A 21766-nucleotide genomic window follows, 5' to 3' on the forward strand; every position below is an offset into this window, starting at 1 on the left:
ATCGATTCATCATTGTTAACGGCGACTGCAACGATGAAGTGGGCACGGCATAGGAAGCACAAAAATGGATTAAAATTGCATTTTACTGGATTAAGACGTTTTTAAAAGTGAATCATTGGTTAAGTCGTTCACCACAAGGAGTAATGATGCAATTATATACAGCTCTCATTGCGTATCTCATGGTATTGATAGCACAGATGAGAAAAGTAACAAAGGTGAGAGTAATGAGAGATTATGTATATCCGTATTCACAAATGTTGATACATATAATAAATTGTACATATAAGGATATACATTTTGATAAAATTCTTCAGTTTTCAGGTTAAGGAATTAATGGTGCAGAAAAATAATAATATAAATATAGAAAACTAGCTCATAAAGATATAGATATTAAGTGAATCTTATCACTAATTACCTTTGATTAATATATCTATTTCTTTATCAATATATTTAGTTAGATCATAATCGATTTTATTGAATTTTCTTATTCCAAATCTAAGATTACCATTAAAAAAACCCAAGGGCGTATCATTTGTATCAAAAAGAGTTGCGTTATACTTAGAAGAAATAGCAGTTTTATTATATCCCATCAAATAAAGGATTGTAGGAAAAATGTTGAAGTGTGTTGTTTTATTAAAGTTTATGAAAAGAGATTTTCTTGATAATTGAATAAAATTTTTATTTTCGGTTAAAATCATCATCGGAACTATAACTTCCTGAACTTTTGAATTTTTGTTGGTACCATGTCTTAAATTAATATCATTTGTACCTTCATCAAATAAATTTTGTCCATGATCAGAAGTGTAAAATATTACTGTATCTTTTAATGAAATATTTGAAATTAATATTTGAAAAAAATTATTAACTGACCATCGAATAGCATTTCTATATGAATTAATTAGTTTTAATCTATCATTTGTTGGTAAGCCAAATGTCATGACTGGTGAAAAAATCCTTTCACTTTTTGGGTAACGTGATTCGTATGGGAAATGACATCCAGCTTTTACTAAGATTATAAATTTTTTTTCAGGTTGTTGTAGTAATTTTTTTAATATATTTGCAGCTTGATGATCAGTGTCTTCTTGGCTATTAAAGTTTGGTCTTATTATCAAATCAATATACTTAATTTCATTTTCATCCATATAGTTTTGAAACTGTAATTTTTGTGAATCAATGTATATAGTTTTAAATCCCGCATTTTTTGCGTATTGCCATATGAAAGGATTTGAAAATAATATTTTATGACCTTCTTTGCTAATAAGATCCTGAAGACTAATTCCCATTCTTAATATTGCATTACTTCCATTACTTCTATTATATGAAGAAATTGCTAAACCATAATTAATAATTTTATTTTTTATCATTATTAAATATGGTGTTGTTTTTCTATTATAATTTAGATCAATAAAATCACCTCTAATACTCTCATCAATTATCAGTACTATGTTTTTTATGTCGAAATGATGGTTTATAGGTATATCTACCTCTTTTCGTTTAATTTTTTTGTACTGAATATGTACTATAGCTAGATGAGATGTGAAAGGAATAGGAGCGAAATGAGGTGGCAAACCATCTATCCCCTTACCGTTGGGTTTTGATGATAATATAAATATTGTTGTGAATGGAATTATAATTAAAATAATTAAGATTTTATTATTTATCCGTAGCTTAATGAATTTGTCTATAGCAGAAAATGTTATAATAATTAAAATAAGAAAACGTGCAAAAGGAAATATTAGAATATTCCAATATGTAAATAATGCTTCATCAAAGTAGGATCTTTCATTCCAAAAAAGTGATATGGTTTCAGCGGTCAAGGTAGTATTTAGAGTTGAATAACAAATATCTACCAATAAATATGAAGTGAGAAATACAATAATTAGTATTTTCTTAAAAAATGTTTTTTCACCAATTATTAGTATTATAAATAGTAGTATGCTAGATATCCATGCTATGATGAAAAATATATATTCAATTGCCGAAGTATTAAGGTAATATTGATTTGTTTCATTAAAATCTTTTACAACTATGAACAGTAAAAAAATGCATATAAAAACTTTCAAGATGATAGTTAATATTTTTTTTTCAGGGATTATAATGTGTAGCATGTTTACTCGATATCTTATACTTACTTATTGGAATCTGCTGATTTTAACAAAATATGATAGAATATTTAAACTCATTATTTCTTTGGAATCATGCATATGTAATATCATGGCATTGAATAAGATTTTTATCTATTTTTTTTTAATAATTTTTTAAGTATAGTAGCACTTCATACTTGAAGTTCCTTTTGTTTTCAAGTCATGAATAGCATTATGGTGAGGGCATAAATTCTCATTTTATTGTCTAATTACTTACCAAACACAATATATTTTGATCCAAGAAAATTAATCACTAATCCCCCCATAATACCTATAAATACAGCCAGTAGGTAAAATTCTTTAAAATAGGGGTATGTTGAATACAGATAAACTGAGATAAACCAGTTAAAAAGGCCTCCTATGCTGCAAACAATAAAGAAATTCCTGTATTGTATGAGTAAATTTTTATGAGGTGAATCAGGGAAAGTAAGCTTCCTGTTTAGGAAAAAATTCCACGTTAATGCAACAATAAAAGCAATGGCACGTGCAATCTTGAAGTTTATGTGTAACAATCCATACGTAATAAATACTGTGGTCATATCCACTATCATGCCTGTTGAGCCTATAAGTGAAAAAAACAAAAACTGATACATGGAAGGGTACTTATAGTGAAAAAGTCTTTTCAAATGTAATAAGTATAGTAACTGCTCACGAAATGAAAGTTTGCTTTCTCCAAAAAGCCGCTCTTTAAAAGATATGGGTATTTCTATAATTTTATTTGGGTTGCATTTTACTATAATTTCCAGTCCAATTTTGAACCCCAGTGGGTTCAAAATATTGAGTATTTCAGGAGTTAAAATTTTTGCATTGAATGCAAAAAATCCAGCCATTGGGTCTTTTACCTTTGTAAACGGTCGGGCTAACATTTTGGATACCCATGCGTTGAGTTTGCGGTACCAGTTAAAATGCTCTGCTGAACCTCCTTCGACAAACCTACTGCCAATTACAAATTCAGCTTTGCCTTCAATGATTGGTGCAACAATCTCGGGAATTTTTTCTGGAGGGTGGCTTAAGTCAGCGTCCATTACCAGGTATATAGTCCCTTGAGCAAGTCGGAATCCTTCAATGACTGCAGAAGAAAGTCCACGCTCATTAATCCGTACCTTGATTGAAACAGGGAATCCTTTTTTCTTTAGTTCTTTTACTTTGTCTTCGATTCCATCTTTAGAATTATCGTCCACAATAATAACTTCATAGTCAAGTCGATGTGGTTTTACTGCTTTATCAATAGATTCAATAAGAACAGGTATATTGTCAGCTTCTTTATATGTTGGAACAATTATAGAAATAAGGTTTTTCATAAACAAATCCTTTATTTATTATAGGCATGTAGCGAATGCATTTTTTATTCTCACACTTTATGTTCATTGAAATGCGTACATATACTATCATTTAGATTATGGCGCAATTGCAAACTATACACATAAAAAAACTATTGACTCAATTTTACTTATTTACACATTATTTTAATAGTAAAAATAGTCAATTAATTTTATGGAGAAATTACTTGGCATTCAAAAATCCTGTCAAATCTTTTTATGAAATATTCCAGCGATCCACATTTCCAACTTTTTTATTTATTGCGATAGTTACTGTTATACTACGGCTGCCTTCAGTCATTATTGACTTTATTCATGTTGATGTTATTACTTCATATTTGCTGGCAAAGCGGGAGTTGCTGGGATTAACCTCTTCAATGAACAAAGGCTTACTGTATCACTGGCTCATGAAATTTTCTATCACGCATATAGCAGATACACCATCATCGTTTCATTTTTTAGGGCTATTGTTTGTTTTGGGAACAATGTTGGGAATCTATCACCTTTCAAAGAAAATCTATGATAAAAAGGTTGGATTGTTTGCTGCTTTTTTGTATGGTATTGTCATTTCATGCTATCATACCGAGTATTTAGCAGCAAATGGTGAAATATTTTATAATCTGTTTAATATCTTTGCATTATATTTCTATTATTGTGCAGTATATGAAAAAAAGAAGCTTTATATATTTTTTATAGTAATAAATATTATTGCATCATATTTGATAAAGTTTCAGGGCATATTCATACTGCCGGTAATTCTATCACATTTTATTTTCATATTCCCTCTATCTTTTGACAGAGAAAAATATATACGATTTTATAAATATATTTTGGGTATAATTTCCATAACAGCACTTTTATGTATAGGGATTGTTGTTATTGTACAAGCTTATACTCACATACATATATTTGAAAGGATATATTCGGCACTTTATGGAATGTACTCATACGTTGCCAACAGGGGCTTTAATCCGTTATTAATTATTGCTAAATTATTGTGGAGGGTATATCAGTTTTCAATTTTTCATGCTTTTTTTTGGTATTCTGGTATTATATTGATTATCAATGTTATAAAAAATTTCAGAAAGCAAATGTTTGATAGTGGAACTGTATTGCTTGTGTATGTATCCATTTGCTTTTTTATTCTGATATTTGCGGCAGGTTCACGAGTTTCAGTACATTACTTTATTCCCCTCATGCCAGCAGTTGCGATGCTATCGGCCAAACAAATTCTTGATGTGTGTACTGAAAAAGGGAAAAAACTGGTATTATATCAGATTATTTTTACAATTCTTTTCTTTTTATTTTGGCATTACAAAGATTTATACATTTACAAATATAACCATAACCTCAAGCACAACGAAAGCAAATGTACTGAGATTTTCAGAATAGCTGTGATAGGATCGTATGGTGAATATTTGCTGCCGCATAAAAGCCTGCTGCCTGCAATAAAATATATTAATACACACTATCCTGGTTCCTCTATGCTTATATGGCCAATGGGAACAGAAATTGATTATTTCACAAGTGGCAATTCGGTGGTGCCTTCATACTGGTTTAATGAAGGGGCATTGTTTGCGATAGTTCAAAGGGAAAAGGGCAATGCCGCATATATACATGAACATGAAAAAAGCATTATCACTATAATTGGTAAATATAAACCTGATCTTTTTGTTGATGTTGGTAGTACTGATATGATAAAGAAAGTTATGGTGTACAGAAAAAAAGGAGAACCAGCATATTACTTTAACATTCATGAAACTCCTATATTACGATTGGGAAGGTTTGGAAGCCTTGATGATTTTCCAGCAATAATCGAATACCTTAATGCACATTATGAATTTAAAGGATATTATGGGAAGGCGCGAATATGGACAAAAAAATAATTAATAAGAAGTGTTATTTTTATATACTGATGTTTTTTGTAATACTGGCTCTTCGCATACCTGCTTTGTATCACACCATTATTGATATTGATGAAGCTGCATTTGCAGAATTTGCAAATAAGTGGTTGGGGGGAGCTATACCCTATGCAGGCGTATACGATAACAAGCCGGTATTGACTTATTTTTTTTATTATATAATATTTTATCTTTTTGGTACTAATAATCTTTTTGCCGTTCATGTAGCAACAATTTTTGTGGTGTTTATATCCGCTTCTATTCTTTATTCATTTGTTGTAAGGATAGCTGGAATAGATGTGGCAAAGGCAGCCAGTTTATTTTTTATATTTTTAATGCATACGTATGAGCCAAAATATATAGCAACAAATACAGAAACATTGTATACGCTTCCCGTGTTGCTGTCGTTTATAGCTTATTATTGTGTTGTGTTGAAAAATAAGAATATTTTTTATCTGTTATTGTCTGGTATATGTGCAGGCATATCGTTTTTAATTAATTACAAAGCAGGTGTTATATTAGCTGCCTTTGGCGTATTTGGAGTATATACAATATTCTATGCTGAAAATAAAATGAATGAATTTATACAACAAATAAAAATTCTAACATTGGTTTTTTTAGGCTTTCTCATGCCTATATTTGTAGCAATAGCGTATTTTTATCATAAAGGTGCTTTGAGTGATTTCATAAACCTTGGTTTTTTGTATAATTTTAAATACATTCAAAGTGGCATGACAACAGTTCCGTATCTTAAAGCTGTTGCACGGTTTTTATTGTTTGTTATATGCAGTCTTCCATTATGGATTATTATTGTACAAAAACTTATAGCAAGGTTACATGCTACCAGCAATGATAAAAATCTGCTTGTATTGCTTACGATATGGTTAGTTGGCAGCATTTTTGCAGTGATGCTTGGGTGGCGGGCATATGGTCACTATTTTATCCAGTTGGTTCTACCACTTTCAATGTTAGCCGGATTGTTTTTTTTCCATGTGCCATCACATTATAAAAGAATGACATATATATATTTTGTGGTACTTGCTATAATTTTTACTATCTCTCGAATTAATATTCCTCTTACTTACCATTATCTTGGCGATAGCAATGCATTATCAGATGTTGCCTACAAAAAAGTTGCTGCAAGGGTGCAGCAAATAACATCTCCGCATGACACGATGTTTGTGTGGGGCTCAGGAGCTGTGGCTTATATTTATGCTAACAGACGTTGTTCATCAAAGATTATTATTACTGATTATGTTTCGGGGCGACAATTTGGTGTATCCAATGAAGATATGGGTGAAAACGTTAATAAGTATATTCAGTATCTTCGTGAAGAATTTATGAGTGAATTTATGAAAAAGCCTCCTGAAGTATTTATTGATACTTCCCCATCAGGATATTTTGGGTATGACAGATTTCCTTTAAGTAAATTCCCAACGCTTAGTAAAATGATTTACACTCATTATACATTTTATACTAGTATTGATAAAATGAATATGTATTTACGCAATGATTATATAAAAAAGTAGAAAGCTATCCGATTATTTTTATGAAAAATTATTGACACGTACGCTATATTTAATATGAAGGTTTTCATGCTTTGCTGGCGTAGCTCAATCGGTAGAGCAGCTGATTTGTAATCAGCGGGTTGGGGGTTCGATTCCTCTCGCCAGCTTTAAAGGGTGAGGTTCCCGAGCGGCCAAAGGGGGCAGACTGTAAATCTGTTGGCGAAGCCTTCGGTGGTTCGAATCCACCCCTCACCAAATAAATAAAAAGAGCTATCGCTTATAATTGTGCGATAGCTCTTTTTTATTGGGACTGGTATCCAGAAATGTCAGTATGCGTGATTAAGGCTGAAAGATTTTAGATTGCCTGGTTTAATTTTTCTAGCATTTCATTTATTTGAGTATCGGTCAGTCCATGTGCCTTGCTTCCCTGTTCAATGGTTTCGTATATACCAATGTGGCAACCAATACAGTGCAAACCATATGAAGCAAGAATCTGTGCTGCAGTTGGATATTTTTGAACAAGTTCGCCAAAGGTCATATCTTTTGTAATTGTATTTTTCATTTTAAAAACCTCATCTGCTGTAATATAATTGTATTGCATATAATATAGCATGGAGGGTTTCTGTTTTCAGAATATTATTTTTTAATTGAATATAATTACTGCATTATATAGTATGGTACACGTTAGATTTGGTTTAATGTTGTTCAATGTTCTTCATATCCTTAAAAAAGATTCAAGACTTCATTTGAAAGCATATGGATTTGAATATGAAATGTAAGATGCTTTTATGTACCAGGGTAAATATTTTTCTTCTTGTAGTAATATTTGTGTATTTTTTTAATTTTAAAAATTTGCATGCAGACAATTTTGCACGTGCAAGTTTATCAGACTGTCTACAGATAGCATTACAAAACAATATAAATATAAAAATGGCAATGGAGGATGTCAACACTGCATTGTTGAATATGAAAATCACTCAGGGAAGTAACAACATACAGGTAAATGGTACTGTTCAGACTATTGAAATATTGAAATCAAATGCAGTGAATAGTTCATTCAATGTCCCCGGCAAAGATACACTTATAGGTTTGTTTGTTGGTGCGCAGGCAAGTTACAAACTGTATGATGCCAATAAAAATAATTATGAGCGATTGCGTTTGCTTGAATATAATAATGTGGTATTATCAGCTTTGAAGGTAAAAAATAATGTTATCCGCGATGTCAAAATAGCGTATTATCAGTTAGCATTTGCAAAAAAGAAAAGTGAATTACTGGAAAAATTGGTAAAAAGCTTTGAAATAAAATATGCTAATGTTGAACAACTATTTAAAAATGGGCAAAGAACCATGCTTGATGTTTCAAAGGCACAGGTTGACCTGACTAATGCCCAATTGAATTACCAAAGAGCACAGAATGAATTTGCAGTTGCAAAAAATAAATTGTTATCACTGATGGGCATTCAAATTGAACCGTTTGATATAGATACTACTGGTTTTGATATCGATAGCTCTGTAGCTGATATACCACACAGTCTGGATGAGTTACTTGAACTAGCATCACAGTATTCTTTTGATATTAAATCTGCAGAAATTAATCAGGAAATTGCAAAAACACAGATAGATATTGAAAAAGACAAACGCTTTCCGGTTATAAATATTATTGCATCACTTGGATATGAAAACAGATCTATTCAGAATGGCGAGTTTACAGAATCATTGTCGGATAAAAATAATTGGAAGCCTACTATGCATGCTGGTGTAACAGCAAATTTCCCTATTTTTACTAGTGGTGTGTTATCTTCAAGTATTGACCGTGCTGCTGTTACCTATAATAAAGCCATGTATAATAGTAAAACAACTGTAGATACTCTGCAGGGGAGTATTAAAAGTTACTATACTTCATTAAAAGATATGAAAGTGCAATTGAATATATCACGCCAATTAATAGAAAATGCTAAGAAATATCTGGATTTAGTTCAGAAAAATTATGACAGGGGAATAATAACCCAAAATGAATTACAGGATGCAGAGTTGAATTATATAAATGCAACTATCGATTTTGTAAAAATTCTTACTGATTATTATATTAATTATAATCAATTAATAAGTTTATTGTGTATTGATGAAAATATTCTTTTTTCAAAAGAGGTTAATGCCAAATGATACAACAGTTGTTTTTAAATAATAAGAAAAAATTTGTCATTGCTGGTATTGTCATAATTATTCTTATAATAATATATTTTTGGGGATCTGGGGTTGATGATTCAGAGTATATTTATGATTACGATAAAGTTATAGTAGGTGAAATATCAAAGACTATTTCCACAACTGGGACAATTGACCTATTAGAACCTGTTTCTATATTATGCCAGGTTAATGGTGTTGTGCAGAAGGTATATGTGGATTTTAATCAGCATGTAAAGCAAAATCAATTATTGGCCTTAATCGATGCTGGGGATTTACAGAATGATATCTTAAAAATGCAGAAAAGACTTGAACAATTAAATATTGATTTAAAGAATATGGAAAATGATGTTCAGGTTAAAAGAAGCATGTACAAAGAGCATATGATTTCTGTCAGTGCTCTTGAAATGGCTGAAAATGAATACAAAAAGATGCAGCTGACATATAGCCAGGTACTGGTTGATTATAAAAATTTACTCCAGATGCAGAAAAATACACGAATTTATGCTCCAATTAGCGGTATTATTGTATCGCGTGATATTAATGAATCCGATCCAGTTGTACGAAATAAACGGTTATTCCTGATGGTACATGATTTGAAAACCATGCAAATTATGGTGGTAATAGATGAAACTGATATTGGCAAAGTAAAAAATGACCAGAAGATACGATTTACAGTGAATGCCTATCCTGATCAGACATTTACCGGAGCTATCAGGCAAATCAGGTTTAATCCCGTTAACAGGGGAGGGGTTATAACGTATGATGCGGTTGCGATATGCGATAATTCCCAGTATTTATTAAAACCGGGTATGACAGCAATAGTTACCATTGAAGTTGATAAAAAGCAAAATGTCTTAAGAGTTCCCAATGATGCGTTTACAGTTATTCCACCTTTTATTGATAAGTACAAGCTTGATAAGAATAAAAAGTATATTTGGAAGAAGAAAAGAGGATCAATTGTCCCAGTTGAAGTACAAACCGGATTATATGGGGATATGTATACTGAAATTAAAAAAGGCGATATAAAACCAGGTGATACTATTCTTCTACGTGTACGAAAACAGATTTCAATTAAAAAGTAATATTACCTGTATGAACACTCCAATAATTAATATTGAAAATCTACACAAGATTTACAAGTTAAGCGAGGAAGTTTCAGTTCATGCCTTGAAAGGCGTGTCACTGAAAGTGAAAAGAGGTGAATTTGTTGCAATAATGGGAGCTTCTGGCTCAGGAAAATCTACGTTTATGAATATATTGGGTTTTTTGGATACGCCTACTTCGGGAAGATATATATTAGATGGCATTGATGGTACATCTTTAAATGATAATCAAAAAGCTGAAATACGGAATAGAAAAATTGGCTTTGTATTTCAGGGGTTCAATTTGCTTTCACGTACTCCAGCTATAGAGAATGTGGAAATGCCGCTATTTTATAGGGGTGGCTTTACTCATGAAGAGATGAAAAACAGGGCAAAAAAGCTTTTGGCAATGGTTGGATTATCCGGAAGAGAGATGCATCATCCCAATGAACTATCTGGTGGTGAGCAGCAGCGTGTTGCAATTGCACGGGCATTGATAAATGACCCTGCTATATTGCTTGCCGATGAGCCAACAGGCAACCTAGATACAAAGAATACATACGAAATTATGAATGTATTTACCAGACTAAATAAGGATTATAATATCACAATTGTAATGGTAACACATGAGCCTGATGTTGCTGAGTATGCCGATAGAAAGGTTGTTTTCAAAGATGGCATGATTATCGATGACAGTCCAATTAAAAAGTTAAAAAGAAGCAGAAAATAGTATGGATTTTACTAATCTTTTAATCACTGCATTACGGTCACTTTCGAAAAATAAAGTTAGGTCAATGCTCACAAGTATTGGCATAATAATTGGTGTTTCTTCGGTCATAGTGATGATTGGAATAGGAAGAAGTGCTCAGATTACAGTTGAAGAAAGGGTGGGTACCTATGGGAAAAATGCAATGGAGATTGCTTCCTTTAGAAATTTATTGACTGAAGCCGATGCACAAAATATTAAAAGCAAATTTCCTCAGGTGCAATATGTTTCTATTGTCATTACAAAATCCAGTGTGCAGGTCAATTATAAAGACCGTTCAACGATAAGCGGCATGTACGGTGTGGAAAACGACTATTTTAAAATGAAATTGTGGCCTTTGACCTCAGGTAGATATTTTACAGACGTTGAAATAGCTACACATGAAAAGGTTGTTATAATAGGTGCAACAGTGATGAAGGATATCTTTATTTACGAAGAACCAGTGGGGAATATTTTAATTATCAATAATGTACCTTTTAAAGTAATTGGAGTGTTGTCAGAACTTGGTGAATCATTTGGTGGTAAGGATTTTGATAATGTAGTAGTGATACCTTATGGTGCAGCGCAGCGTAAAATAATTGGTAACAATAAAATTGACCGTATATATGTATCAGTGTATTCAGATAAACAAATGGATGAGGCGGTAGAACTTATTAAAAATTACCTGAACAGAGTGCATATGATAACATCTGATACTAATGAGTTCAGGATAACAACCAGTAAACAGAAGCTTGAAATGGCTGAATATATTTCCAAAACATTATCACTGTTGCTGGCGGGTATTGCATCAATTTCGCTTTTTGTGGGGGGTGTTGGCATAATGAATATTATGCTTGTGTCTGTAAGTGAGCGTACTCGCGAAATAGGGATACGAATGGCTATAGGTGCAAAAAAGCGGGATATATTGAGTCAATTCTTAATAGAATCGGTAACTTTAAGTGGATTAGGTGGCATTGTTGGAATTGTATTGGGGTTAATTGTGTATTACATAATAACCTATATAGTAGAATGGCCTTATATATTTTCGCTTACTTCAATTCTATTATCATTTGTTTTTGCATGTGCAGTTGGCATATTTTTTGGGTATTATCCTGCCAAAAAAGCTGCTGATTTAAAGCCTATTGAAGCATTACGGTATGAATAAATATTTAAAATTTTCTTTAAATCCCTTCAAGACATAATCCATAATATTCCGATATTATATCTGACATAAAAAAATATATTGTAATATGAATAATTTATAGTATCCCCGGTAGGACAATTGCGAATCAAGGAGGAATATTATGATGAGGTGACAAACATTGAAAGACATAATTGCAATTAAAAGGTTTAAGCGATTTTTACAGATTGAAAAGGGGCTTTCTCCTAATTCTATTTATTCGTATACGTATGATTTAAAAAAATTTGCAGATTTTCTTGCACGAAGAAATAAAACAATACTTAATGCCACGCAGGATGATGTGGAGCAATTTTTGTTTTTTGAAAAAAACAAAAAGCGAAATTCTGCACGTACTCTTGCGCGTTCTTTGGCAGCAATAAGGCAATTTTATAATTATATAGCTAGCATTGAGAATATAAACAACCCAACAGTAAAAATTGAGACCCCTCATTTTCAGAAAACATTGCCAGATTTTTTATCAATTGAAGAAATAGATAGGCTTTTTGCATCAATCAGGGAAGATGATATATATCAACTTAGAGATAAAGCTATATTTGAATTGTTATATTCAGCAGGGTTGAGGATATCTGAAGCAGTTGAGTTAAAAGTTGTTGATGTTGATTTGAAAAATAAATTTTTAAAGGTATTGGGCAAAGGCAATAAAGAAAGAATTGTGCCAATTGGTGATGAAGCAAAACGCCTGATAGAAAAATACCTTAATGATTCCCGCCCTATTATTTTAGGAAACAGAGTAAGTGAATATCTTTTTATAAGCAAAAAAGGTGGTATGTTGAATCGAAAATCAGTGTGGCGCCTGCTCAAAGGATATGCAAAAATGGTTGACATACGTAAAAACATAACGCCACATACGTTGCGCCATTCATTTGCCACGCATTTACTAGAGCGTGGAGCAGATCTTAGGGCAGTTCAGGAATTGCTGGGACATGTTGATATTTCCACAACACAGATATACACACATTTAGCCCGTAAGCAATTGCAGGAAATTCATAAACGTTTCCATCCAAAAGGGTAACAGCATAAGGATTTGGTATGGCGATAGCTCATGTTTTCAGATTTTTGCTTTTAATAGCCTTTGTTTTGATATCAGGTTGTGTACCTCCGCCAGAATATCTGGCCAAAACTGGCAAGAGAATTGGACTTGATAATGATTATATTAAAGTCCTTTTATTGCGTGACCAGTTAAAAGTTGAAATAGTAACCACAGCAAAGACAAAAGTAACAAAGCTACAAAACAATGCTATTGTATATAATGGGGATGCTAAGCGATTTGTAGTATTTGATAATCAGCTTTCTCAGGCACTTCAATTTGAATCGTGGAATAATGAAATTCAGGTAAATGGTATTAGTGTACGTGGTATGATTCAGCTTTACCCTGTTGTGGGGAAAATACAGGTGGTCAATGTGTTAAAAATGAATGAATATCTGTACGGAGTATTGCCTTCAGAGATAATGCCAGGTTGGCCTATGGAAGTTCTGAAAGCACAGGCTGTTGCAGCGCGCACCTATGCGTATTATCATTTGATGAAAACGGGCAGTACTTACTTTGATCTATATGGAACCCATAATTTTCAGGTATATAAAGGAAAGACAGTTGAAACACAAGCAACAAACAAAGCTGTGGATACCACCGCAGGCATCATCATGACGTATAATAATAAACCTATACTTGCATATTTCCATTCAACATGTGGTGGTAAAACTACCGATGATAGATATGTATGGCAGGGTGAGGATCTACCGTATCTAAACTCGGTAGTATGCCCGTATTGTAAAAATTCGCCTAATTATAGTTGGCAGGTTGAGCTTACATTAAATGAAATATATGAGGCGCTGGTGAAACGGTATAAAGCGGTAGGAAAGATTAAAGCAATCACGTTAGGGCGGGAAGATACTCGTGTAACTGTAGTAAAAATAGAACATGAAAATGGTTTAATAAGGATGAGTGGAAATGATTTTCGCTTGATGTTTGAAGCAAAAAAGATAAAAAGCCTGTATTTTGAAGCAAAGCAAACACCAACAGGATTAATGTTAACAGGCCATGGATGGGGGCATGGAGTAGGTATGTGCCAGTGGGGTGCAAAGGAAATGGCACAGCAGGGAATGCGATTTGATCAAATACTTACCTATTATTACAGAGGTATACAAATAGTTGCCTATAATGGACCAAGGTGATGTATAAATATATATGACTATATATCAAATACTGAAACTTTATTACATGAGCTATCGCATATAAATAAAAATCAAATTTATTACCAATTCTTAAAGTATATTACAAGTACATAGTAGAGAAAAATTTTTATTGCGTTCTATTTACAAATTTTACAATTGGTAGCATGGATAAAAATTTATATTTGTTGAGTAGCTATTATTTTGAGCTTCCCGAAGATCTGATTGCCAAGCATCCATCTTCAAAACGGGAAGAATCCAGGCTGTTTGTTCTTGAAAGAAAAAGCAGACGATATATACATGAAAAATTCTATAATTTACCCCAATATATTAATAACAATGATATTTTGATATTTAACAATGCTAAAGTAATTCCTGCCCGAATATATTGTACACGTAACACAGGGGCAATAGTAGAACTGGTTTTGACAAAAAAATTACAAAATGGTATGTGGGAAGCTATCTGCAACCGTTTAAAAAGAATCAAACCAGGTGAAGTGTTACATCCAATAAAGAATAATTCAATTTCGATAGCTATTGAGGAAAAACACCAAACAGGTATAACAGTAAAATTTGAGCCTTCCCTAGATTATGCAATGCTTGAAGAAATTGGGGAGATACCTCTCCCACCGTACATACAACGCTCTCCAGATAAAACAGATTATGAGCGGTATCAGACGGCTGTATGCTAAGGAATATGGAGCGGTAGCAGCACCTACAGCTGGATTACATTTTACAGATGAATTACTAAATCAAATACGAGATAAGGGTGCTCAAATAGCTTTTTTAACGTTATATGTATCGTGGGGAACATTTCAGCCTGTTAGAGTGGATGATATCAGGTTGCACAAAATGCATACGGAAGAGTATTTCCTGCCCAAGGAAACCGTAGAAGCTATTTACAAAGCAAAAGAAAGTGGAGGGAGGATTATAGCTGTTGGCACTACATCGCTGCGTGTACTTGAGTCAGTATATTCTAATGGCAAGTACAGCTATGGACATGGTGCTACTGACATTTTTATTCATCCACCATATAAAGTTGAATCAGTGGATGCTCTAATTACAAATTTCCATACACCAAAGTCAACACTGCTTATGCTGGTTGCAGCATTTGCGGGATACGATTGTATTATGGATGCATATAAGGAGGCGGTGAAGGAGAAATACAGATTTTTTTCATATGGAGATGCAATGCTTATCATATAGTATAATATGGCATGTAATGTTTATGTTAAATCAATTGTATTTTTAATATTCAATATATTCGATTAAATGTTGAAAGAGAATTTTTTTAAGAATAAAAAAAATTTTTTAAAAAATTATTGACATATTGTCTTATGTTAGTTAAATTGCTTATTGATTGGATGTCCAATAAATTAAATGAAATTTCAAATTTTTATTTTTTTTATCAAAATATTGGTTGGACATTCATTCAAATGTTTAAAAAATTACTTAAATAATATAATACGATGCTATTGAAAGGGTGCATACATACACATACTACTTGTTCTGACGGAACGCTTACTCCGCAACAGGTAGCGATGCGGTATGAAGAAAAGGGGTATGATTTCATAGCCTTTACTGATCATGATTACCTTTTAAAACCTGGTTGTGATGCAATATACAACAATGTTAAATCGGGTATGGTAATTTTTCCAGGTGTGGAAATGACTGTTTTTTTAAAAGGATACATACATATTAACCGAATTTTTGGCGAAACCCAGATTCTTCATGTATTCAATCACCTACCTGAATATGATCTGGATATAGATCAAATCATGGATCGATTATATGAACTCCAAAAAATGTTCACTATTGATGTAATGGAAATCACAACAAAAGGTTTTAAAGTAAAACGTTTTGATGAAATGACATTTCCTCATCCCTCAATAGTTTCTGATGATGCACACGCGGCTATTGGAATTGGCAGGGCATGGATTGAACTTGATGCAAAAAGAGATAAAGATTCAATATTAAAGGCAATTAAGAATGGAGATTTCTGGAACTGTTATTGTTAACCAAGTGTATAATTTACAATTAGCATATAATTAAATGAAAGGAGGTTCACTAGGTATGTCTAATCGAGTTGCTATCTGTGCTGTTGCTCAGATAAAGAATGACCCCAATCTATGGTATGCGCGTTTCCAGAATATGCTATTGGAATGTTTTGAGAGCATAATGCAGCAAACCAAGGTTAGCTTTGATATGGAAAAGGGGATACGCTCAGTTATTACCTGTTCGGATGATGTATGGGATGCGCGTACTATATCAAACAATGGTATGACTGATGTGGTTGGTGCTCATTTCAGGGGTGAAGAGAAAATGGCGCAGGAAAGCCTTAATGGGTTGGGATATGCTATGGCAAGCATACTCTCGGGGCATGATGATGTGATTCTTTTTATGGGGCATATGAAAGAATCACAAACTGAAAGCCGTAATATGTGTACAAATTTAGCCTTTGATCCGTTTTATTGCAGACCGCTTGGAATGGACTTTGTAAACGTAAATGCTATGCAGGCACGAGCCTATATGGAAAAATCAAAAGTGACTGAAGAGCATCTAGCTAAAGTGGTTGTACGTTCAAGGAAAAATGCAAAGAAAAATCCTTATGCGCGAGAAAATGAACAGATTTCAGAAGATGATGTAATGAAATCTCCCTTAATTGCAGATCCGTTGCGACAACTCCATTATTACCCTGCAACTGATTGGGCTTTTGGAATGTTACTATGCTGTGAAAAGCGTGTGAAAGAATTCACAGATAATCCAGTATGGATTACAGGATATGCAAGCTGTATGGATAGCTACTTTTTAGGGGATAAGGACCTAACATCAAACTTTTCACTTAAAAATGCTACAGAAAGAGCATTGAAAAAAGCAGGAATCAAAAATGTTACCAAAGATATTCAGCTTTTTGAATTGTGTGATCATGCTGCATATCAGTTACCGATGTGGGCTGAAGGCATTGGTCTTACAAAAGAAGGTGCTGGCGGTAAATGGATACACGATGGTGGAATGGATGAATTCAATGTGAATATATCTGGCGGAATGTTAAACGGTAACCCACTGCTTTTAGGTGGAGCTGCTAGAGCTATCGAATGCTATTATCAGCTGACAGGCCAGGCCGGGGAACGTCAGGTTAAGGGTGTCAAACGTGCACTAGCACAAAGCACGTATGGAGCCGCTGGCCAGCATCAAGCTGTAGTAATTTTTGAGGTGTAAGGAGGGTGAGTATGGCACATAAAAAGAATAGAAATGTGGCAATTATTGGAGTTGGGCAAACCAAGCACTCAAGCCATAGAGAAGATGTAAATCAGCCTGAATTGATACATGAAGCAGTTTCTGCTGCCTTGAAAGATGCAAATATAAGCATAAAGGATGTGGATTGTATTGTTCATGGTAATATGGAGCTTTTTGAGATGATTCATCAACCGGATTTGTGGCATGTTCTGGGAACAGGTGCATATGGGAAAGATAGTATCAGAATTACCACAGGTGGTACTGTTGGCACAACTCTTGCATGTGCAAGTGATAATTTAGTTGCCTCTGGGATGTATGATATCGTTATGGCAGTTGGATTTCAAAAGCTACAAGAAGGCCATACTACTGGTGGCATTACAAATATGGCCGACCCACTATGGTTTAGAAACCTACAGACAGGTGCGTTGACTGGTTCCACTGCTTATGATATCATTCAGGAGTTTGGCGAAGATAGAGCAAAACGAGCTGCAATGATGTACCGCATCATAATGGATAAGCATGCATGCCTTAATCCAAACGCACATAGGGCATTTGGGCTGGATTTTGATCAGATTGATACGTTAATGGAAACTTCACCACGATTGGTGGGTGAATTGCGACTGATACATATGTGTTCGCAATCTGATGGTGCTTGTGCGGTTATTTTTGCCTGCGAAAAAAAGGCTAAAGAGCTATCAAAAAAACCTGTATGGGTGCGTGATCACATAACAATTCATCGTGAAGAAACATTTAATATTTTTGGCTATCACAAAAATTATCCTATAAAGAAAACTATGAAATTTGCAGCAGAGAAATTGTTTGAGCGTAATGATATTAAAAACCCTTTAGAGTATTTTGATGTCTTTGAAATGTATGATCCTGCAGCATGGTGGGGATTGGATTGGTTGCGAGACTTCTTCTTGTTAAAAGGTGATGAGCATGTAAGGTTGGTTGAAAACAAAGACATAATGATAGGTGGTTCTATGCCTATAAATCCATCAGGTGGTGTTATAGCAACAAATCCTATAAGTGCAACTGCTCTGTTACGAGTGGCTGAAGCCGCACTGCAAATACGAGGTGATGCTGGTGCTCATCAAATTCCCAAAGAGGTTAAGCATGCACTGGCATCAGGATTTGGTGGAACAATGTGGACAGTTTTAATGATGTTAGAAAAAGAATTACACTGGTAGGAGGTCAATATGGAATACTGGGGTGTTAAAGTAGAAGATATATTTGATTCAATGAATGACCGGTTTAGGCCAGAGGGTGCTAAAGGGGTCACAGCAAAATTTGGTTACAACATTATTGGTGAAGGCAAATGGAAAATAATTGTTACTGAAGGCTTGTTGGAGATCATCAAGACTGATGACATTAGTGATTGCGTTGCAGTTATGGAGTGTGATGGGGAAACATTTGTAGGAATTAATATTGGCAAAGTTGATGCTGCAAATGCCTTTAGTAGTGGCAAGGTAAAGATTGAGGGTGATCTTGGACTGTTTGGAAAAACCGGTAAGATGTTCAAGAAGTATGTACCAAAAAAAGCAGCTATGTCAACTCGGGATTACATACTTGATATGTTTGGTACTCTGGTATCCCGATTCCAGCCTCAGAATGCACCACAGGAAGCAGTGATTGTATATGATATTGGTGGTGCTGATGGTGGGGTGTGGACTGCCTATATCAAAGATGGAAAAATTGAACTTAAAGAAGAACGAGCAGAGAAGTTTACTGTAAAACTGGAAGTGCAGGAAGCTAAGGATTGGGTTGATGTAATGCTTGGAAAAGTTGATGCATTTTCGCTATTATCGGCAGGGAAGGCGGCGATTGTAGGTGAAACGCAACTTGCTTTGAAGTTGGGTGAGATATTTGCTAAATATCAGGACCCGATGGCAAGTGGTCCTCCAGAACAGGAATTAATTGTTTTAAAGAAAACTATTTCGATTGGCCAAAAATTTTCAACAGGGCCAGTTATGGGTAAATTTTTAAATGCATTAAAAGAAAAGAAAATATTAGGGAATAAATGTCCCAAATGTGGACGCATTCAACTACCTGCCCGTGAAGTATGTGCAGAATGCCGTGTTCGTGTTGATGAGTGGGTTGAAGTGGGACCAAAAGGTCAGGTTAGGTATATGGAATATGTCTACTATGCAAGCCCAGACCCATTGACAGGTGAAACACGTGAGACACCGTATGGAATGGCAAATATACTCCTGGATGGATGTCGGGGTAATGACACCTTTGCGCATCTTATAAGAAGAGACCAAATTGATAGAATAAAAGGTGGAAAGGATGATGTTTCCGGAACTCGTGTAAGACCTGTTTGGAATGAACATCGCACTGGAAGCATCTTTGATATTAAATACTTTGAGATTGATGAGTAATGGAGGAATGGTATGGCACTTGATTATGATAGGAAAGATTGTTTTATAGTTGAAGGAAAGTTAGCATTGCCTTATACTTATTTTGCCGGGAGGGTGGGAAGTACTTTTATTACTACACTTCGTGATAAGAAAAAGATAATGGGTGTTAAATGCCCGGTATGCAATAAGGTATATGTGCCACCTAGGCAAACATGCGAACGTGATCTTACAGATATACGCGACAATTGGGTGGATGTTGGTCCTTTGGGTGAGGTGGTAAATTTTACTGTAGTCCGCTATGATGACAAACACCTGCCCAAAAAAGCTCCATATGTTATGGCACTGATAAAATTAGATGGTGCAGATACTCCTATTGTTCATATTTTGGACGGCATTGCACCTGAGGAAGTGAAAATTGGAATGAAGGTGGAAGCAGTATTTTCATCGTCACCCACAAACACTATTCTTGATATTTCTCATTTTGCACCAAAGAAGCCTGAAAAAGCATTTGTTTCAGAACGAAAACCTGAAGGTGCAAAGAGGGAGGAGCCAATCATTTCTGAAGAAGATAAATTATTGCGCGAAAGGAGGAAAGCTATGTCAAAGAAAGTTATTATAACTGCAGCATTAGCAGGTGCTGCCACTATGAAGAATCAGAATGAGGCTGTGCCATATACCCCACAGGAATTTGCCGAAGAAGCATACAAATGCTATAAAGCAGGTGCAGCTATGGTACATGTACATGCACGTGAGGATAATGGTTTCCCAACTCATGATCATAAGCGTATCAAGGATACACATGATGCAATTAAAGAAAAATGCCCTGATATTATTGTGAACCTAAGCTCAGCAGTGGGTATGGGCAAAACACCTGAACAGCGTATAAGCCAGATAATACATGTAAAACCTGAAATGGCTTCGCTCAATACCAATACTATGAACTTCAGCATTATTGACCGCAAGACCGGCAAAATATTCATAGACTTTGTTTTTGAGAACACTTTTACCATGCTGCAGGATTTTGGTAAGGCAATGGAAGAGAATGGCGTAAAGCCCGAAGTTGAAGTGTATGATCTTGGTGGCCTTGATAACTGGTATCTGATTGCAAAACAGGGATTCTTTACAAAGCCATATAACTTCAACTTTGTATGGGGCGTTGCAGGAGGTATGGGATTCAGGCCGGATATGTTTATGGTATTGAAAAACGCATTGCCTGAAGATTCCAATTTTACCACTTGTGGAGTTGGAGTTGAACAGTTCCCAGCAGTTACCATGTCATGTCTTGTTGGCGGACATATGCGAGTTGGTCTTGAGGATAACATAAGAATACCCACCGGCGAGTTAGCAAAGGGTAGTTACGAGCAGGTTGAGTGGGCAGTACGCATAGCCGAATCGTTGGGTAGAGAACCCGCCACACCAGATGAAGCTCGTGAAATAATGGGAATACGCAAGCGATAGTTACTGAGTAACACATCCCTGCTGACATGTTTGCCATGCGGGGATGTGTACATCCATGCAAAAGTACTACAAGGTGCAGAGGTAGATAGTATGAGTTCCAAGTGTTATTATCAGATGGAAAAAGAGAATGTTGCAGTTGTGTACTTTGATAATCCCCCATTGAATGCATTAGATGAAGAGACAATGGAAGCATTTGAAAGTATTATGAATAAGCTTATTGAGGACAATAATGTGCATGTCATAATGTTAACAGGCAAAGGTTCCACATTTGTTGTTGGTGCTGACGTCAATGCAGTACAACAGGTTGATACGTATCAAAAAGGTGTAGATGTGACCAGCAGGGCACAGGCAATAGTTTCTTTATGTGAGCTGTCGCCAAAACCTGTCATTGCAGTTATTAATGGATTATGTCTTGGTGGTGGTATGGAGATAGCACTGGCGTGCCACATGCGAAT

At 34.6% G+C, this 21766-nt stretch carries 19 protein-coding genes and 2 tRNA genes; 18 read left to right on the forward strand and 3 right to left on the reverse strand.

Annotation, left to right across the window (positions count from 1 at the left end; all coding sequences use genetic code 11):
* Positions 1-407: 407 nt before the first annotated feature.
* Together N3F66_10830 and N3F66_10835 are read right to left on the reverse strand one after the other, a co-directional pair.
* Positions 408-2108, reverse strand: a complete 1701-nt coding sequence (locus tag N3F66_10830) for a sulfatase-like hydrolase/transferase (protein ID MCX8124637.1) — start codon at positions 2106-2108, stop codon at positions 408-410.
* Positions 2109-2353: 245 nt separating this feature from the next.
* Positions 2354-3445 (reverse strand): glycosyltransferase family 2 protein, encoded by a 1092-nt coding sequence (locus N3F66_10835; GenBank protein MCX8124638.1) that lies wholly within the window; start codon positions 3443-3445, stop codon positions 2354-2356.
* 206 nt (positions 3446-3651) lie between these two features.
* Between N3F66_10835 and N3F66_10840 the strand changes: the two genes are divergently transcribed.
* The 4 genes from N3F66_10840 (at position 3652) to N3F66_10855 (ending at position 7127) form a co-directional block, all read left to right on the forward strand.
* Entirely contained in the window at positions 3652-5349 is a 1698-nt protein-coding gene (locus N3F66_10840) for a glycosyltransferase family 39 protein (GenBank protein MCX8124639.1), read from the forward strand.
* Positions 5334-6893 carry a glycosyltransferase family 39 protein gene (locus N3F66_10845; GenBank protein MCX8124640.1) on the forward strand — a complete coding sequence of 520 codons (1560 nt, stop codon included), beginning with the start codon at positions 5334-5336 and terminating at the stop codon, positions 6891-6893. The genes N3F66_10840 and N3F66_10845 overlap by 16 nt, the downstream gene beginning before the upstream one ends.
* Before the next feature lie 73 nt (positions 6894-6966).
* Positions 6967-7039, forward strand: a tRNA-Thr gene (locus N3F66_10850).
* A 6-nt stretch (positions 7040-7045) separates the two neighbouring features.
* Positions 7046-7127: transfer RNA gene (locus N3F66_10855), tRNA-Tyr, on the forward strand.
* Between the two features lie 100 nt (positions 7128-7227).
* Here the strand turns inward: N3F66_10855 and N3F66_10860 are convergent.
* Positions 7228-7434, reverse strand: coding sequence for a DUF1858 domain-containing protein (locus tag N3F66_10860; GenBank protein ID MCX8124641.1), 207 nt, complete (start codon positions 7432-7434; stop codon positions 7228-7230).
* A gap of 206 nt (positions 7435-7640) precedes the next feature.
* On the opposite strand from N3F66_10860, the gene N3F66_10865 reads away from it, so the two are divergent.
* The 14 genes from N3F66_10865 to N3F66_10930 form a co-directional block, all read left to right on the forward strand.
* Positions 7641-9035: a TolC family protein gene (locus tag N3F66_10865; protein ID MCX8124642.1), complete on the forward strand. Its 1395-nt coding sequence runs from the start codon at positions 7641-7643 to the stop codon at positions 9033-9035.
* A complete protein-coding gene (locus N3F66_10870; GenBank protein ID MCX8124643.1) occupies positions 9032-10141 on the forward strand; it encodes an efflux RND transporter periplasmic adaptor subunit in 1110 nt (369 codons plus the stop codon). Before N3F66_10865 ends, N3F66_10870 begins: the two co-directional genes overlap by 4 nt.
* A 22-nt stretch (positions 10142-10163) precedes the next feature.
* On the forward strand, positions 10164-10871 hold the full coding sequence (locus N3F66_10875; GenBank protein ID MCX8124644.1) for an ABC transporter ATP-binding protein: 708 nt from the start codon (positions 10164-10166) through the stop codon (positions 10869-10871).
* 1 nt (position 10872) lies between these two features.
* On the forward strand, positions 10873-12051 hold the full coding sequence (locus N3F66_10880) for an ABC transporter permease (GenBank protein ID MCX8124645.1): 1179 nt from the start codon (positions 10873-10875) through the stop codon (positions 12049-12051).
* A 157-nt stretch (positions 12052-12208) separates the two neighbouring features.
* A complete protein-coding gene (gene xerD / locus N3F66_10885) occupies positions 12209-13099 on the forward strand; it encodes a site-specific tyrosine recombinase XerD (GenBank protein ID MCX8124646.1) in 891 nt (296 codons plus the stop codon).
* Positions 13100-13116: 17 nt separating this feature from the next.
* Complete coding sequence (locus tag N3F66_10890; protein ID MCX8124647.1) at positions 13117-14259, forward strand: SpoIID/LytB domain-containing protein; 1143 nt, start codon at positions 13117-13119, stop codon at positions 14257-14259.
* Positions 14260-14423: 164 nt separating this feature from the next.
* Positions 14424-14948 carry an S-adenosylmethionine:tRNA ribosyltransferase-isomerase gene (locus N3F66_10895; protein ID MCX8124648.1) on the forward strand — a complete coding sequence of 175 codons (525 nt, stop codon included), beginning with the start codon at positions 14424-14426 and terminating at the stop codon, positions 14946-14948.
* Positions 14920-15462 (forward strand): S-adenosylmethionine:tRNA ribosyltransferase-isomerase, encoded by a 543-nt coding sequence (locus N3F66_10900; GenBank protein MCX8124649.1) that lies wholly within the window; start codon positions 14920-14922, stop codon positions 15460-15462. The genes N3F66_10895 and N3F66_10900 overlap by 29 nt, the downstream gene beginning before the upstream one ends.
* A gap of 263 nt (positions 15463-15725) precedes the next feature.
* Positions 15726-16274, forward strand: a complete 549-nt coding sequence (locus tag N3F66_10905) for a PHP domain-containing protein (protein ID MCX8124650.1) — start codon at positions 15726-15728, stop codon at positions 16272-16274.
* A 55-nt stretch (positions 16275-16329) separates the two neighbouring features.
* Entirely contained in the window at positions 16330-17475 is a 1146-nt protein-coding gene (locus N3F66_10910) for a thiolase family protein (protein ID MCX8124651.1), read from the forward strand.
* Between the two features lie 11 nt (positions 17476-17486).
* Entirely contained in the window at positions 17487-18683 is a 1197-nt protein-coding gene (locus N3F66_10915; GenBank protein MCX8124652.1) for a thiolase family protein, read from the forward strand.
* 9 nt (positions 18684-18692) lie between these two features.
* Positions 18693-19874 carry an SCP2 sterol-binding domain-containing protein gene (locus N3F66_10920; protein ID MCX8124653.1) on the forward strand — a complete coding sequence of 394 codons (1182 nt, stop codon included), beginning with the start codon at positions 18693-18695 and terminating at the stop codon, positions 19872-19874.
* Positions 19875-19886: 12 nt separating this feature from the next.
* Complete coding sequence (locus tag N3F66_10925; protein MCX8124654.1) at positions 19887-21311, forward strand: 3-keto-5-aminohexanoate cleavage protein; 1425 nt, start codon at positions 19887-19889, stop codon at positions 21309-21311.
* A gap of 90 nt (positions 21312-21401) precedes the next feature.
* Positions 21402-21766: enoyl-CoA hydratase/isomerase family protein (locus N3F66_10930; GenBank protein MCX8124655.1), on the forward strand; the 365-nt coding region annotated here is incomplete at its 3' end.

It is taken from the genome of Spirochaetota bacterium, from assembly GCA_026414805.1.
Classification (GTDB): Bacteria; Spirochaetota; UBA4802; order UBA4802; family UB4802; genus UBA4802.

What these genes read in the sequence shown, in the direction of transcription:
- N3F66_10830 (MCX8124637.1), bottom strand. Translation starts at nt 2,108, where the DNA reads ATGCTACACATTATAATCCCTGAAAAAAAAATATTAACTATCATCTTG.
- N3F66_10835 (MCX8124638.1), bottom strand. Translation starts at nt 3,445, where the DNA reads ATGAAAAACCTTATTTCTATAATTGTTCCAACATATAAAGAAGCTGAC.
- N3F66_10845 (MCX8124640.1), top strand. Translation starts at nt 5,334, where the DNA reads ATGGACAAAAAAATAATTAATAAGAAGTGTTATTTTTATATACTGATG.
- N3F66_10860 (MCX8124641.1), bottom strand. Translation starts at nt 7,434, where the DNA reads ATGAAAAATACAATTACAAAAGATATGACCTTTGGCGAACTTGTTCAA.
- N3F66_10865 (MCX8124642.1), top strand. Translation starts at nt 7,641, where the DNA reads ATGAAATGTAAGATGCTTTTATGTACCAGGGTAAATATTTTTCTTCTT.
- N3F66_10870 (MCX8124643.1), top strand. Translation starts at nt 9,032, where the DNA reads ATGATACAACAGTTGTTTTTAAATAATAAGAAAAAATTTGTCATTGCT.
- N3F66_10880 (MCX8124645.1), top strand. Translation starts at nt 10,873, where the DNA reads ATGGATTTTACTAATCTTTTAATCACTGCATTACGGTCACTTTCGAAA.
- N3F66_10890 (MCX8124647.1), top strand. Translation starts at nt 13,117, where the DNA reads ATGGCGATAGCTCATGTTTTCAGATTTTTGCTTTTAATAGCCTTTGTT.
- N3F66_10895 (MCX8124648.1), top strand. Translation starts at nt 14,424, where the DNA reads ATGGATAAAAATTTATATTTGTTGAGTAGCTATTATTTTGAGCTTCCC.
- N3F66_10900 (MCX8124649.1), top strand. Translation starts at nt 14,920, where the DNA reads ATGAGCGGTATCAGACGGCTGTATGCTAAGGAATATGGAGCGGTAGCA.
- N3F66_10905 (MCX8124650.1), top strand. Translation starts at nt 15,726, where the DNA reads ATGCTATTGAAAGGGTGCATACATACACATACTACTTGTTCTGACGGA.
- N3F66_10910 (MCX8124651.1), top strand. Translation starts at nt 16,330, where the DNA reads ATGTCTAATCGAGTTGCTATCTGTGCTGTTGCTCAGATAAAGAATGAC.
- N3F66_10915 (MCX8124652.1), top strand. Translation starts at nt 17,487, where the DNA reads ATGGCACATAAAAAGAATAGAAATGTGGCAATTATTGGAGTTGGGCAA.
- N3F66_10920 (MCX8124653.1), top strand. Translation starts at nt 18,693, where the DNA reads ATGGAATACTGGGGTGTTAAAGTAGAAGATATATTTGATTCAATGAAT.
- N3F66_10925 (MCX8124654.1), top strand. Translation starts at nt 19,887, where the DNA reads ATGGCACTTGATTATGATAGGAAAGATTGTTTTATAGTTGAAGGAAAG.